We start from the raw sequence: 14,962 nt of genomic DNA on the forward strand, positions 1-14,962 counted from the left end.
TTGTGTCTCCTTTCTTCATAAGGTGGCACATTTTTTCTTTTGTAAGCCCTTAGAATGGCTTACAGAGGTATACCGGGTGACGAATGAATCGCGTCTTGTTGTCTCTGTGGAGTTTACTCTCGTATTCCGCGTACCAAATTTTTCTGAATTGGGTTGTACGTACAGTCCTCTAAATGAAACGTAAGCCTCTCGCTCATTAATCCTAAAACCAGACATATACAGCCGTTTTGTTACAAATTTATACAATTGAACTCAGTTACATGCTATAGTTGTCCTAATAGTAATTGTTTACTGGGGGTGACCAAGTGCAGACAATGCCGACAAAGACTATCCAAGAAGATGGAGGCTATTATGCCGTTAAAGGTTTCTTGTATCAATATGATAAAACTATACTTGAAATATTAAACAATCCGGATTCCGAGATAAAATTCGAACAAACACAAGATATTGATTATGAAGATTATGTCATTCAAATAAAACATAAGGAAACACAAGAATTTTATAATAGTAAAATTTCAAAACCTATTTTACAACTGATTGATTTATTTGCTAAAGACCAAAATAAGAAGTTTATTCTATACTGTCATTTTAAAGATATGGAATTATGTCAAAAAGTTTTAAATGTTGCTGAACTAGATAAAATATTAGGTGCGAAAAAAAACGATTACACTTTACAAATTAAAGAAAAGTTCATTGGAAAGTTCATTCTTGAGTTTTCAAATAATTATGAAGAACAATTTTCAACTGTAATCGAAATTATTAAGGAGATTTATTCCTTGCCTGATAGAAACTCAGCGATTTACTACCATTCAATTATTAGAACTCGATTATTCCAACTTGCTATAAAAGAGAGAGAGCAGAGATTTCTTAGAAAGGCCGATTTAGATGAATATATAAGCACGACTGATAAAACAATTTTCTATCTCTCTTATTCAAAGTATCTTGAAAATGTTAAGTATGAATCTCTTTTGAAAAGGGAATTTTTCACTCAAAAAACTGTGAATTTACGTAATGTTGAAAGGCTATTTGTTATTGATGTTGACACTACAATAAATATGGTCGATATTTACAAAATTATAGGGAAAATAATTACAACATATTTTAAGTTAGGTAAATCTCCTGCACCTTATATTTGCTTAAGGAATATTTCATTATTCCAATATAATCGAATTAAACAAGATTTAATAGACTTGGAAATTACCTTTACGGATGGAACTTATTTTAATGGTGATAGATTTAGACTTGATTATTTAGTTAGCCCCTCAACTAAGGAAAATCAGGTAGTTGTTAAGATAATAAATGAAGATCAAATTGAAGAAGTTTGTAGTGGGGTTAGATTTAAAGAACATTACCATTTCTTCATGGACACCCCACATAAGATTGAAACGGAGTATAAGAACATACATATTCAGATTAAGGAAACACAACAAATAACGAATATACTTTAGTAAAGGGGATTTTAAGTGTCGACTATAATTACAAAAGAAGAAGTTGCACAAGTTGTTTCAGTTTTACCAAATAAAATTAAAATTCAAGTGACAGACATTGAAGCTTTCAAAGAAAATACAGAAAGTTTTTCAGTAGGCTCGTATCTTAGGGTGTCTGATAGTCAAGACTGCGCTCTTATTTGTATCATAGAAAATTTTACGATTGAAAAAAATGAAGAAAAAAAGAGCCAATATATTCTTGAGGCTGTGCCGATAGGTTTTTTGGATAGCGATAAAAAGTTTATTCGCGGCGGTAACAATATTGCTATTCCCCCTACTGGTGTTCAACCTGCTAAAAAAGAGGAAATTCAGTCAATATATAATGCTATTGAAGATAAAAAGATGTTTTGTTTTTCATCATTAGCTCAAGATACTTCTATTAAAATTCCTGTTAATGGTGATAAATTTTTCAACAAACATATTGCAGTTGTCGGTTCTACTGGTTCAGGAAAATCGCACACTGTTGCTAAGATTATTCAAGAGGTAACAGTCGTAAAAGAAGGGAAATACGAGGGACTAAATAACTCCCACATAATAATTTTTGATATTCATTCGGAGTACAAGCAAGCTTTTCCAGATGCTAATTACATCGACGTCGATAGTTTGGTTCTACCTTATTGGTTAATGAATGGTGAAGAATTAGAAGAATTGTTAGTGGAATCGGGAGAAAATCAAGCATACAATCAAACTTCACTATTAAGAAGGCTTATAACTAGAAATAAACAAATAAAATCCGAATCTGAAAAAGTAATGTTTGATACACCCGTGCAATTTTCTATAGATGAAGTGGCAAACTGTATTGTAAATCTAAGTAAAGAAACTAGAAATGCGAAGAATCCCAAATCAATGTGCATCAAAGAAGGCGAAAAAGAATTTTCAAATGATGAAGAAAAGTTTGATTTGTATTTTGAAAAAGAATTTGATTTTGAAGAAACTAAGGCACAGTCAATAAACAAAGGGACTTATAATGATGGAACATTAGAAAAGTTCATTTCAAGGCTCAAAAGTAAGCTAACAGACAAAAGGCTTGATTTTCTTCTAGGTGAAAAAGTAAATGGTGTATCTTTTGAAGATACACTAATTCATCTCCTTGGTCATAGAGAAAATGAGAATGCTAATGTTACCATTATCGATTTAAGCGGAGTTCCCTTTGAAGTTTTAAGTATAACTGTTTCATTAATTTCAAGATTAATGTTTGAATACGGATATTATTATAAAAAGCACATGGAAGTAACGAAGAAATCGCATACTCCCTTGTTACTTGTTTACGAGGAAGCGCATAAATATGTCCCGAAAAATCAAGCGGCTAAGTTTAATTCGTCTAGAATATCAATTGAGAGGATTGCAAAGGAGGGTAGGAAATATGGTGTAACTGCTATGATAGTAAGCCAAAGACCCTCCGAAATATCAGAATCAATTTTCTCACAGTGCAATAATTTTGTATCTATGAGATTAACTAATCCAGATGACCAAAATTACGTGCGTCGACTGTTACCTGACAATTTAGGACCACTAACGGAGTCGCTTCCTACTTTACGAGAAGGTGAAGCTATAATTATTGGTGATGCCATTATAATGCCTTCTTTGGTCTTAATGGAAAGATGCAGTCCCGAACCTTCATCTAATGATATTGATTACCTACAAGAATGGAAAAAACAGTGGCTCGAGGTTGACTTCGATAAAATATCAGAAAGATGGAAAAAGTAATTTTAAGCGGTAAATATATATTTTTATATTAGAGTGAATATTAATAGGAAATAATAATAGGAAAGTGCAATTTTTCTTACAAGAGATGGAGGTAATGTATTGCTAAGACTAAATGAAATTGAGATAAATAATATTAACTCTATATCTAATCTAAAACTGAAATTCAATGAAGGGCTTAATATCTTATGTGGTACAAACGGTGTTGGTAAAACTACAATTTTAGAATGTATTGCTTGTTCTATATATGGCAGGATTAATGTCAGAAATTCAGTATCGTGTGATTTTGGTGAAATAAATACACTTATTAATAACAATGGAGAAATACTACATAATAAAGTACACATTCAACCAGATTACGCAGAAAAATCTATTAGAAGCATTTCTGAAGAAGAGTTAATTTATTATAATACATCTCACAGAAGTAGTTCGCGACGTATTGATCATGATTACGATATTGATAGGCCTCCTATGTCTCCATTAGATGCAGTGAAAAGATGGTTATACAGAAATTATTTTGAACCTAGGGATGTAACGGAAGTTAAATCCATTAACTTAAACTTGATTCAAGATTGCATTAATAGAATAGATAATAACATGTCTTTTCTGGAGGTGAAAGTTTCATCTCGTTTAAGTAAATTGTCTTCACATAATAAACGAGAGTACAGAACGGTTGATGTTCTTGTGTCAACCCCATACGGAATAATGGATATTGGATACCTTTCTTCTGGTTATAAAGCATGTTTTACTATATTAATTGACCTGATAAGGCAGTTAGAAAGGCAAACAAATAATGAAGTGCAAGATTTTGAAGGTATTGTCTTAATTGATGAAATTGATCTTCATCTCCATCCTGAATGGCAGACTAAAATAACTGCTATTATTAAATGGTTAATACCAAAGGCTCAAATCATAGTGACAACTCATAGTCCACATGTAATCCAATCTGCTCAAGCAGGTGAGATTATTCCTCTTGGAGTAGACAGTGAAAAAAACGTCTATGTTAGAGATTTACCAGAGAGTTCTGAATATGGGTTTCAAGGGTGGAATATTGAAGAAATACTTGTTCATGTAATGGGCTTGAGTAGTCCAATGTCCAAGCTATTTCGTGAAAAGTTAGTGATATTTGAAAGAGGTCTCGCGACAGAAGATAAAGATCAGGTCGTTGAAGCTTTTAAATCATTAAGTGCAATGCTCTATTACAGGAATCCTCTTCAAGCATTGTTGAAAATCCAAGCATCAGAATTTTTAGAGGAAGATGAAGAATGATAAAATTAAGCCGCCCTGACTGTCCTAGAGAACTCGAGCTAAGAAAGAAAGAACTAACAGATGATTACAAGGTAACTAAAAAATCTGTTTGGAAGAAAAAATTTATTACTGAACCTTTATTGAAAATGTCATATGAAAAATGTGCTTTTTGTGAATGTAAATTAGTAGAGGAAGGAAAGTATATGCAAGTAGAGCATTTCCATCACAAAAATAGTTATGAAGATGAAGTTGTTGATTGGAGTAATCTCTTGCCAATATGTATAAGATGCAATACACACAAGTTAGATCATGACACATATGAAAACGAAATAATTGACCCAACTATAAAAAATCCTAAAGATCACTTACTCTTTCATAAATATCGTATTTTGGGTAAAGACACAATTGGGAAATTGACTGTTGAAGTATTAGATTTAAATAACACTACTGAAATAGCAACACCACGATTTCAGATCGGAAATGGGATTTATGAGAAGTTAGAAGAGATTCTAGTAATCATAGATAATTATATCGAAACAGCAAATGATTCCTTAGAGAAAGCGAAAGTTATTCGAAAAGTAAAGTCGACGTTAAAAAAGGGTACTGAAGTAGGTATATACAGTGCAACAGTTGCAACAGTATTGTTAAACGCGCCTGACTATCAAGTGATGAAAGCAGAAATGCAAAGAAAGAACATATGGACTAATCAAATTCAAGATATTGAAGATTCTATTACAAAAATAGCGTTAGATGTTCGATGAATCTAATAATGTAGGGTTAAAACTCCATTGGGTTTACCATCTGTTGCTGTAGTAGCTAATTCAATAAAGTGAATAATTGGAAGATGCTTTGATTCCAATTATACTAGTGTAGTCATATTTTAATCTAATATTATAAGCGAATACTGTCACATCTTTAATTAAGTCTTTATTGAGCAGTCCACACATGTGGAGAGTGTGACGGTGTTGGTAAGAAAAGACCAATAACTGGGATGAATTGGGGTTAGTTCTCTACTTTCCTTAATCCATTAAAAGTAAACTGATTGTTGACTTTATCATGCACCTGTCATATCATTGTGGTAACAGATCCGGCCCGCGCCTCTCCAATGGAAGCGTAAAGAGGGCCGGACATTTTTAAATACGGGTGATTTTTCATGACCACAAATGCTGTCGTATTGAAACCTCCTACTACATATGAAAAACAGATTGAAATACTTCGTTCTAGAGGCTTAGTCATATCTGATGAAGCCAGCGCCCTCTCCGTATTAAAGCGAGTTAACTATTACCGATTTACTGCCTATGCTCTAACATTCAAACAAGATGATGTGTTTTTTACGAATACAACCTTTGAACAGATACATAGACATTATGAATTTGATTCTCTTTTAAGACAGCACTTAATGAAAGTGATTGAATATGTTGAAATCGCATTTAGAACACATACTGCATATACGATTGCCCATAATTACGGTCCTGATGGTTATAAAGATGAAATCATGTTTTTTAATACTGCTTGGTGTAAAGAATTTAATGAAGAACTCGGTAAATGCATAGCGAAATCGAAAAAAGATTCGTTTGTAGTCCATCATATTGCAAAATATTCAGGGAAATTCCCTATATGGGTAGCTGTGGAGGTGCTAACCTTCAGTTGGCTTTCCAAGCTTTTTAAGAATCTTAGGAATAAAGACAAGAAAGAAATATCGAAGCAATATAACTTACGATACGAAGAAATATCTAATTGGCTTCATGTCTTAACAATAATTAGAAATCGTTGCGCGCATTATAGTAGGTTGTTTAATCAAAAGCTTCCTGTTAGCGTAAAGTTCAGGGAATCAGATAAAGTTAATTGTATTAATGAACATCAGTTATATGCTATGATCTTTAACTTGAAGTATCTTGTTATAGATTCTTCAATTTGGAATACATGGGTTATAGAATTAGAGGCTATTATAGAAAAGTATAGCGAAGTGGACATTAGACGATTGGGATTTCATGAGCAATGGAAGGAACAGCTAAGAAGTAAGTGTTAATTGGAAAATAAGGAAAAATTGTATTATGATAGTCGTAGGGAAGGCAGTTTTTTAGCCTTCTTTTTTTATTGACTATACATACGATTAGGAGACTAACATGAAGGAAATAGGCGAAAAAATTACGCGATATTTCAGGAGTGCAGTCGCGGCGCAAACGCATACGGGAATTAATTTTAAGACGGATCCATTTTATATCCTTGATTCAGCCGAATTAATCAACGGACAGATTGATGCAGAGATTAGTGCAAAGGTTTTTTCAGAAGCAATCAAGAAGAACTCGGATGAGGAGAACAAGTTACCGAAGAACGTTCTAAATGTCATTATTAGCGCAAAAACGGTAAAAACCATCTTCGATGCATACGAGAAAACCCAAGACGAAGTGGATGAATTGACGGGAGTGTACTTTATTCCAGCGATTCTTCATCGAGGTGGAAAGCTTACATACGATAAGGATGATAAGAAAATACCTTGGTTCCCTAGAGAATATCTTCAGCCTATGGTAGAACCCAAATTGTCTGTTGGTTACCTGGATGACGTTGACCAATTCATTAGCAATCATGTGGATCGTATGGAACAACTCAAGACGTGGTCCGATTATGTTGAATTTTTCAAAGCGTTGTATGAGTCTATAACTGGAGCTTCATTCGAGGGGATTGAGATACCAAATCGAGAGGGTGAGGATTCCCCGCTTGAGTTGGAGAATAACGTTTATCTATTCATCGATAACACCGTTAATTCCACATTTCATATCATGAATTTGTACAATCATTTGCTGAAGGAAAATAAACCTAAAGCACTATATGAACAGTTTATTTCAAACGAGCCCTCGAATCTACGTTCATTAATAGAAAATAGTACGTCGAAAATGCAATTGCATGCGGGACAGATGGGTGGAGAATATTCGTTGTCTCCATCGCAAAGGGAGGCCGTTAACCATTTCAATCAAATGAAAGATGGAGAAATATTGGCTGTAAATGGTCCACCAGGTACAGGAAAGACGACTCTCTTGCAATCTATTGTCGCAGATTTATTCGTAAAAAGGGCGTTATTAAAAGAAAAAGCACCTCTTATTGTGGCGACTTCGACGAATAATCAAGCAGTTACGAACATCATTGCTTCATTCGGGAACATTAATAAAGTTGGAATCTCCAATCTAGAGGAACGATGGATTGAAGGGGTACAGAGTTTTGCTACGTATTTCCCTTCAGGACAAAAAATAAAAGAAGCTCGGAACAATGGATTTCAATTCACAAATTCCAGAGGAGACAATTTTGTTACGGATGTAGAGACGAAGGAAAACTTGGAAAATTCGATGGCCAAACTATTGCATTGTTGCAATACGTATTTTGGGACAGATTACGTACAGCTGAGTGATTGCCAAGCAAGGTTACACGATGAATTAATGTTTTTCGAAGAGCGGAAACAAGCCTTGCTTACTTTGTGTGAAGAGGCCGATCAATTCGAATGTAGTGGAAAGCAAATCGATATCTATTTCAGTGTGCTGGAAGTAGAAATTAAGAATCTACATAAGGCGAATCAAGATATTCAGGTGAGATTGAAAGAGTGGCACGATTACTATAAGAAAATTCCTTTTTTCTTAAGATGGTTCGCTAGACGAGTCCAAACGAAATTCAGATTATTTATGAATGTAGAAGAGTTGGAATTTCTGAAGGATTCGATGAAGTATAAAGAAATAGAGGATATCTATAGCCTTCGTTATGCGGATGGGAATCGAAAATTTGCCGAACTCACGAATAAACAAGCCGCGATAAAGAAATGGATCCAGCGGTACGAGAACGAGTTGGCGCTATTAAGTGATCATGGAATCGTATTGCATGACGATGAAGTAGCCCTCTATGATATTGCAACAGGCAAAATGAATGACTTGTTAGATAAAAAGATTCGCTATGTGGATTTCTGGCTAGCCGTCCATTATTTCGAATGCAGATGGGCAAGTGGAGAAGATGCATTAACGGAGAAGCAATGTGGTACTTCTTTCAAAAATGTTTTAGAGAAGTTCTATAGTAGGCTAGCTATGATTACACCTTGTTTGGTTATGACATTCTTCATGCTTCCCAAACAATTTTTAGCGTATGGTGATCAAAGTAGATTTTACCTCTATAACTATATTGATTTGCTTATTGTGGATGAAGCGGGTCAGGTATCTCCAGAAATCGCTGCAGGGGCGTTTTCTCTTGCGAAAAAAGCAGTGATCGTTGGGGATGTCTATCAGATTGAGCCTGTATGGGGGATAAATCGGGCTATGGATAAAGCGTTAGCACTATCCAGTAAGGTCATAAAACAGTTGAACGAGTATGAGCAATTGGAACAGTGTGGACTAAATGGATACGGATCCAGCGTAATGAAAGTTGCTGCGAAAAGTTGTAATTATCAAAAATATGAAGAGAGGGGATTGTTCCTATCGGAGCATCGCCGATGTTATGACGAAATTATTGACTATTGTAACAAGTTGGTCTACAAAGGGAATCTGGAGCCGAAGCGGGGCAAAGGTGTGGAACATAAGGGGCGCGCTATGAAAGAATGGCCTCAAATGGGATATCGGCAGATTGATTCTGAGAACTCCAGCAAGCAAGGGACAAGTAGATTCAATCGTCAGGAGGCTTCTCAGATCGCAGAATGGTTAAGCGAACATTATGAACATATTCAAGCGGCATATCCAAGCGAAGCTGAGAAAAATCTCATTGGAATCATTACTCCTTTCAAGGCGCAGGTTCGTTGCATCCAAGCGGAAATTCGAAAGCGAGCCCCAAACTTGCAATCAAAAATTAGCGTTGGAACGGTTCATACCTTTCAAGGTGCTGAACGCAATATCATTATATTATCAACTGTGTATGGGGAAAAGGATGGTTGTTTCTTTATCGATATGAACAAGAGTCTCATGAACGTTGCCGTGTCCAGAGCGAAAGATCACTTCTTTGTATTCGGAGAGCTTCAATGTTTGAAAGATACGCCGAGTAGTGCTAGTGGATTGTTGAAGGCGAGTGTAGTGGGGAAAGCGATAAATTAACATAGACATAGCATTAAGTCGCTTCGGATAGTATCCGTTTGCGGCTTTTTTTGCTTTATGATCCATCTATCTCCATATTTGATAGTTCTTTAGCAGGGGATGGGAATAGGTCTGTAGAATTATGTATATTAATGTGGAAAATTGTTGAGAGCGAGTGAATCTTTGTAAGTTATAGTAACGATAATATTTTTTAAGTGAGGAGAGGTTGATTTGATTGAGAAGATTATCATAAAGGAAGTGGCTTCGTATAATTCTCTCATGGTCTGCTCGAGGCTTTTCGATGAAGTCGATTCCAAGCAGACATCCCTGCGAGGCTAAGTCCGTCGGACCCGGCGCGGATCGCCCTTAAGTCTCTCGGGTTCATAGATACAAGAACGTTAGGCGAAATCCATGAAAACCAATGAAGGAGAAAAAGATGGAAACAATAATGAGTGATTTGTTATCAAAAGTTGGAATTCCTAGCTTAGTAGTATCCATATTTTTGTTTGTTATAAGAATAAAACCAATCACATTATTTACATCGTCAACAATCGAACAAAAAATATTATCGAAAGAAAAAGCTTTTTCAATCAAAGTTTTTAAATTATTACTCGAAGGGTTAGTTACTGTAATTTTAATGTTCTTAATTACTGAGAGTTTATTTAAATATAAGAATTTATATTATGGTTGGATTGCCTTAGCTATTACGATACTATTAATTGTTCTATTAATGTTTGTAATGACATTATTAGAATTAAAAGAAAAGACATTTATTGATTTGTTTGGCCATCTGTCGAATAAATCAAAAATAATAATTTTTATTGGTTGTGTTATAACTTCACTTGGATATTATTTATTACCCATTTATTTTATTGGAACACAAATATATTCTGAAGTTTATAGAGAAAATATATCAATAACTGAATTGTTTGGAGTATTGATAGCTGTTTTGATCATGTATGGAATGATTACTTATACAACATTGATCCCTATATCAAGAATTATATACAGATTTTTGAATTTCGATAAAATAAATTCTAATCTTCAAAACAATAAACCAGTTTATTTTGAAGATGGTGGAGTTAAATGGTATTTATTTCACCCAATCAATGAATCTATGTTTTATTTAGGTAACGAACCGTATTTGAATTCAAGTAACAAATTTAGATTTATAAGTAAAGAAGATTTAATGAAACAAATTCTTCAAGTAGATTAATTTATTTCTGGTATTTCTAAGGAGTCATGGACATCGCTTAACACCGTATCTACGCTTCGGAACTTACGTCCATTGGTCTGCCAGAGGCTTTTCGAAGAAGTGATTCTAGCAGACACCCCCTGCGAGGCAAAGTCCGTCGGACCCAGCCGCATTCGCTCCCTAAAGCCTCACGGATTCGTAGATACAAAAACGTTATGTGAAAGGGACATAATAATTATACGAAGGTGATTTCATGGAAGCGGATAATTTTAGACCTCAACACTTATTGGAACTGACATCAATTTGCAAAACAATATTGGAAGCTACAAAAGGTACTAATTCAACTAATGAAAGAATTGTTATCGCTGATATACTATTTAATAAGATCACTCTACATTCAATTAGTTTTATTAGGCTTTGGCCTCTCTATGAATCGTAAGACAAGCAGGATAATATTGATGCTGGTACACTGGCAAGCATTGCAAGAAATATTATTGAATTGCATGATATCTTCCAATATATTTGTGAACCTTTTACCTCCAAGAATGAACAAACTTTTAGAATAAAATTAATGGAATATCATAGTGTTAATGATTATATCACTATATTAAGGAAGTTAGGATTCTCTGACTCGGATCATATAATAAATTCGTATGAATGTATTGCTAAATATAGTATTCTCAATCGTTTTATTAATACTGAAGAATTTAAGACACTGGATTATAAAAAGCAGAATAAGATAAGAGAAGGCTCGAGGGCTTACTATTTTAAGGACAGAGCTAAGAACATTATTAAACCTATAGATGAAACCATTGAATCTGGAATATATAATATGTTGTCGAATAGTGGACATTCCTTTCCATTAGGTCTTCGAAACTTTACAAATAGTATCTCGAGTCCTGCGTATTTAAGTTGGAATAATCTTTTGTTCATTTCATTAGAAGTTACCATTATTTATTTAGCCTCTGTTACAAACCGTTTTATCAGACTTAGGAATCGGCATCTTTCACATCTATCACAAAACCAAAAAAAATTTATTAAAGAGATGTCAAGCGATGGTGTTTTAATTAATTGGTTAAATAATTGTATTGAAGAAGATAAGAAAGGATTTGTATTGTAATTCAACGAAGGCGTCCCCATCACATAACACCGCATTCCCGCATCGATTGCTATCGCGCTCTCGGTCGCCGAGGAGCATGAAGCAGAGAAGGGATTTCAGGGGGCAACCCTGCACTGCCTAATTGCGTCACGACCGCTCTCTTTTGTTCGCTCAAGGCAGTAATGGTTCGTGAATGCAACAACGTTAGTCCAAAAAACCGAAACTGAATGGAAAAACAAAGGAGATAATTCATGGGAGAATTTTTTAAAAACATCAAAGGTCAAGTTTTTGAGTTTTTCGTAATCCTACTTATTCCATTAATTCTTTATAAATCATTTTATCCGTACAAATTCGGAGAACTGCATAAAATGATTTTTGATAAGTATAAAAGTATTGAAATTATATTGGAGTTTATTGTATATAGTTTGTTGTTCTATTCAATTGTTGTCTCAGGGATTTTTTTATTTATTACAGTAATAAAAAAACCAATTGAAATGATTTATTCTAGCAGATACAAATGGAATAGAGAAGGTGCTCTATATTTCATATCTTCATATCATAGGTTTTTCCGAGGTTCACTAGATAGAGTGAGTTTTATTTATAGATGGACAATAATAACTTTGGGATATTTATACGTAATTAACCAGAAAATTAGCCATAATATATGGTTATTATCCAAGAGCTACTATGAATCATTAGGTGGATTTCTAAAATTTATACTGCTTTTTCCTGGTTCATTTTTAGGGCTAATATTGTTGATGAGTATTTATGGAATCTTTTCGATGGTAGCAAATAGATATTTACTTCCCCAGAGTAACCAAAATTTGAAAGAATCTCAGGAAGCATGATACTTCATTCAACACAGCATTCACGCTATGTCGCTGACGCTCCTTGATCTGCAAGAAGCGATTTAGAGAAGTGATTCAGCAGACAATCCTGCGAACCTAACCGCGTTGATGATTTATGAAGGGATTACCAAATGATTTGACATATCCAACATACAACCATAATTATATAACAAAGCTTTACAAAATTATCTTTAAGAGATTAAGAAGAATAACATATATAGGATTTAGGTTTAGCAAATTCGAAGATGGCTTGAATCCCCGTGTCTTTCAAGCAACCTGATGAAGATTGGTGAATTAAAATAAAGAGCGAATAAATAAGGAGGGAGACCTCATTTGTATATTCGCTCTTTTTGTTATATTCGATTTCAATCCATTTAATAAGAATGGATGGCTTAATATCTAGTATTCGTCTAGGGAGGTTCTCGTCTATCCAGTCGTCCGCCCAAATTCTCAAAAACACAAAAGCTTACCACTTTACAAATTCACGCCTTATATGTCGCTTATTTTAGGAAGTAAAGTTCATGTATTATAATTCGCCAACTATACAGTAGTTATATAAATTCCAAACTCTTGCTAACATAGTTAAAACAAGATAAATAACTTACTAAACCAAGCATCACGAGAATAGCCCATTTTGCTGGAATTTAATGCTCTATTTTGAGCAGAACGAAAAGGTCGTGAATTCCTTATATCGTGTTCATTGTGCTTTAAATTTGAATATCAATTTGCTTCAGTAAGTGCTTGGAATACGAACATTTGTTTGCTATAATTAACACAAACAAATGTTCGTAAATGAAAGTTGTGGCCCAACAAGAAATGATGACCTTAATGAAGTTTCAAGAAATGTTCGGATCCAACCATGCCCTTCGTGATCATTTGTTTTAGATTCGCTGGTCAAGCGGCTTTGGCTACCCGAAATGTCAACATTCTTGCAAGCTGAGACAATTTAATATTCCAAAGAACGTTTTTCGTGATGATTGGAGCCTCGCACCTTGGCCTGCAACTCCGACAGCTTTTTTAACTGTTCCAGTGCGTAATCTTGAAATTCTGGTTGCAAATCCTTAAATATCGCAATGGCTTCATCAAGCTTCTTGTTCTGACGGCTTTCTTCTATAAACATATCCCCTTCACCTGTTTGCAACCATTGATCATGTACGGAGTACAGTTCGCAAATGTGCTTGAGTAATAGTTCTTTCGGTTGAACTCGATTATATTCCAGATTACTGATGACATCTCTACTAACGCCTAGCTTCTCGCCGAACTCTCTTTGGGACAAGCCTAAATGTTCTCTTAAGGTTTTAATCTGATCGTACAACTCGAGAAACCTCCTTATATTTAGATGCACTTACCTTATAACACAAAAGACACAAAGTCAACACAAAAAGTCTCTCGATATAAGTGTTGACAACTCAATGGAAAGGTGATAAATTGTGTTAATAACGCGAATAACGAAAGAAGGTTGAGGAAATGACACAACCCGAGAAGCAGGTGAATAAAATCGCTGAATTTAGCGATGTGTTTCTGACGTTGGACGAGGTTACCCAGGAGTATGCTTTAGCACTGTTACAGACATTACGATTTGCACAATCCAAGTGCCGCTACGCCACAGGAGAGGAAGTAAACAGACCGTACTGCTTAAATGATGTGGTCGCTCATATTACCGGGCGCCATAAGCGCCTTTAATTTAATTATATTGAAAAATTTCTTTCAGAGTATTTCAGGATTCCACGCAGGACTTAATTGGACAAGCAGGTATCATATCAGGTGTAGAAATCGTACCAACAACCATTCAAATGGCAGCCATCGTCGTATCTACCGTACCGATTCTGATTGTCTATCCGTTCTTGCAAAAACATTTCGCCCAAGGCGTTATGCTTGGTTCTGTTAAAGGCTAAGCAGACGTGTTCAATCCAGATTCAGGATATGGAACGGTGTTCGCCATGATATCGTTCTTGTCTATATTTCAAAAAATCTACATAGACAAAGGGGAAGTTGAACATGAGTAAGAAACGATTCAAGACGATGGCGGGTATCCTTGCCGTTGTGTTACTCGCAGGTTCGGTGATGGGGTGTACAGGTAAAAAGGAAGAAACGGCATCAAAAGAAGGAACAACAACGACAACTACACCGGAGAAAAAGCAAAAAATCAGCATGATGTACCCGCTGTACAATAATCCTCCGAAGAAAACGGAAGTATGGAAAGCGATGGAGGAAAAACTGAATATTGAATATGAACCGATGGCCATACCTTCAGCTCAATACAATGATAAACTGCTAGCATCGATTGCGGCCAACGATTTGGCTGACATTACCCATTACACGGGATTTCCCGACCCTAAGTTCAC

11 protein-coding genes and 2 pseudogenes are annotated in these 14,962 nt (G+C 35.0%); 12 read left to right on the plus strand and 1 reads right to left on the minus strand.

Going from position 1 to position 14,962, the window contains the following annotated elements:
* Nucleotides 1-305: 305 nt before the first annotated feature.
* From BVG16_RS28815 to BVG16_RS28855, 9 genes are all read left to right on the plus strand, one after another.
* Nucleotides 306-1,448, plus strand: coding sequence for a hypothetical protein (locus BVG16_RS28815; RefSeq protein WP_078502650.1), 1,143 nt, complete (start codon nt 306-308; stop codon nt 1,446-1,448).
* A gap of 15 nt (nt 1,449-1,463) precedes the next feature.
* Entirely contained in the window at nt 1,464-3,194 is a 1,731-nt protein-coding gene (gene herA, locus BVG16_RS28820; protein WP_233147200.1) for an anti-phage-associated helicase HerA, read from the plus strand.
* Between the two features lie 99 nt (nt 3,195-3,293).
* Nucleotides 3,294-4,460: an AAA family ATPase gene (locus BVG16_RS28825; RefSeq protein WP_158081829.1), complete on the plus strand. Its 1,167-nt coding sequence runs from the start codon at nt 3,294-3,296 to the stop codon at nt 4,458-4,460.
* Nucleotides 4,457-5,200 carry an HNH endonuclease family protein gene (locus BVG16_RS28830; protein ID WP_078502652.1) on the plus strand — a complete coding sequence of 248 codons (744 nt, stop codon included), beginning with the start codon at nt 4,457-4,459 and terminating at the stop codon, nt 5,198-5,200. Before BVG16_RS28825 ends, BVG16_RS28830 begins: the two co-directional genes overlap by 4 nt.
* Nucleotides 5,201-5,592: 392 nt before the next feature.
* Nucleotides 5,593-6,468 (plus strand): Abi family protein, encoded by an 876-nt coding sequence (locus BVG16_RS28835; protein WP_078502653.1) that lies wholly within the window; start codon nt 5,593-5,595, stop codon nt 6,466-6,468.
* Nucleotides 6,469-6,565: 97 nt separating this feature from the next.
* On the plus strand, nt 6,566-9,496 hold the full coding sequence (locus BVG16_RS28840; RefSeq protein ID WP_078502654.1) for a DEAD/DEAH box helicase family protein: 2,931 nt from the start codon (nt 6,566-6,568) through the stop codon (nt 9,494-9,496).
* Between the two features lie 415 nt (nt 9,497-9,911).
* Nucleotides 9,912-10,691 carry a hypothetical protein gene (locus BVG16_RS28845; protein ID WP_078502655.1) on the plus strand — a complete coding sequence of 260 codons (780 nt, stop codon included), beginning with the start codon at nt 9,912-9,914 and terminating at the stop codon, nt 10,689-10,691.
* Between the two features lie 550 nt (nt 10,692-11,241).
* Nucleotides 11,242-11,790 (plus strand): hypothetical protein, encoded by a 549-nt coding sequence (locus BVG16_RS28850; protein WP_144027531.1) that lies wholly within the window; start codon nt 11,242-11,244, stop codon nt 11,788-11,790.
* A 230-nt stretch (nt 11,791-12,020) separates the two neighbouring features.
* Nucleotides 12,021-12,617, plus strand: a complete 597-nt coding sequence (locus BVG16_RS28855; RefSeq protein ID WP_078502657.1) for a hypothetical protein — start codon at nt 12,021-12,023, stop codon at nt 12,615-12,617.
* A gap of 946 nt (nt 12,618-13,563) precedes the next feature.
* Here the strand turns inward: BVG16_RS28855 and BVG16_RS28865 are convergent.
* Nucleotides 13,564-13,932 carry a helix-turn-helix domain-containing protein gene (locus BVG16_RS28865; RefSeq protein ID WP_078502659.1) on the minus strand — a complete coding sequence of 123 codons (369 nt, stop codon included), beginning with the start codon at nt 13,930-13,932 and terminating at the stop codon, nt 13,564-13,566.
* A 152-nt stretch (nt 13,933-14,084) separates the two neighbouring features.
* Here BVG16_RS28865 and BVG16_RS28870 point away from each other — a divergent pair, with 152 nt between their 5' ends.
* From BVG16_RS28870 to BVG16_RS28875, 3 genes and pseudogenes are all read left to right on the plus strand, one after another.
* Complete coding sequence (locus BVG16_RS28870; protein ID WP_078502660.1) at nt 14,085-14,300, plus strand: hypothetical protein; 216 nt, start codon at nt 14,085-14,087, stop codon at nt 14,298-14,300.
* Nucleotides 14,301-14,395: 95 nt separating this feature from the next.
* Nucleotides 14,396-14,512 (plus strand): annotated as a pseudogene (locus BVG16_RS34140) (ABC transporter permease); the annotation flags it as partial.
* 103 nt (nt 14,513-14,615) lie between these two features.
* A pseudogene (locus tag BVG16_RS28875) lies at nt 14,616-14,962 on the plus strand (extracellular solute-binding protein); the annotation flags it as partial.

The sequence above is a fragment of the Paenibacillus selenitireducens genome (assembly GCF_002021565.1).
GTDB classification, from domain to species: domain Bacteria; phylum Bacillota; class Bacilli; order Paenibacillales; family Paenibacillaceae; genus Paenibacillus_K; species Paenibacillus_K selenitireducens.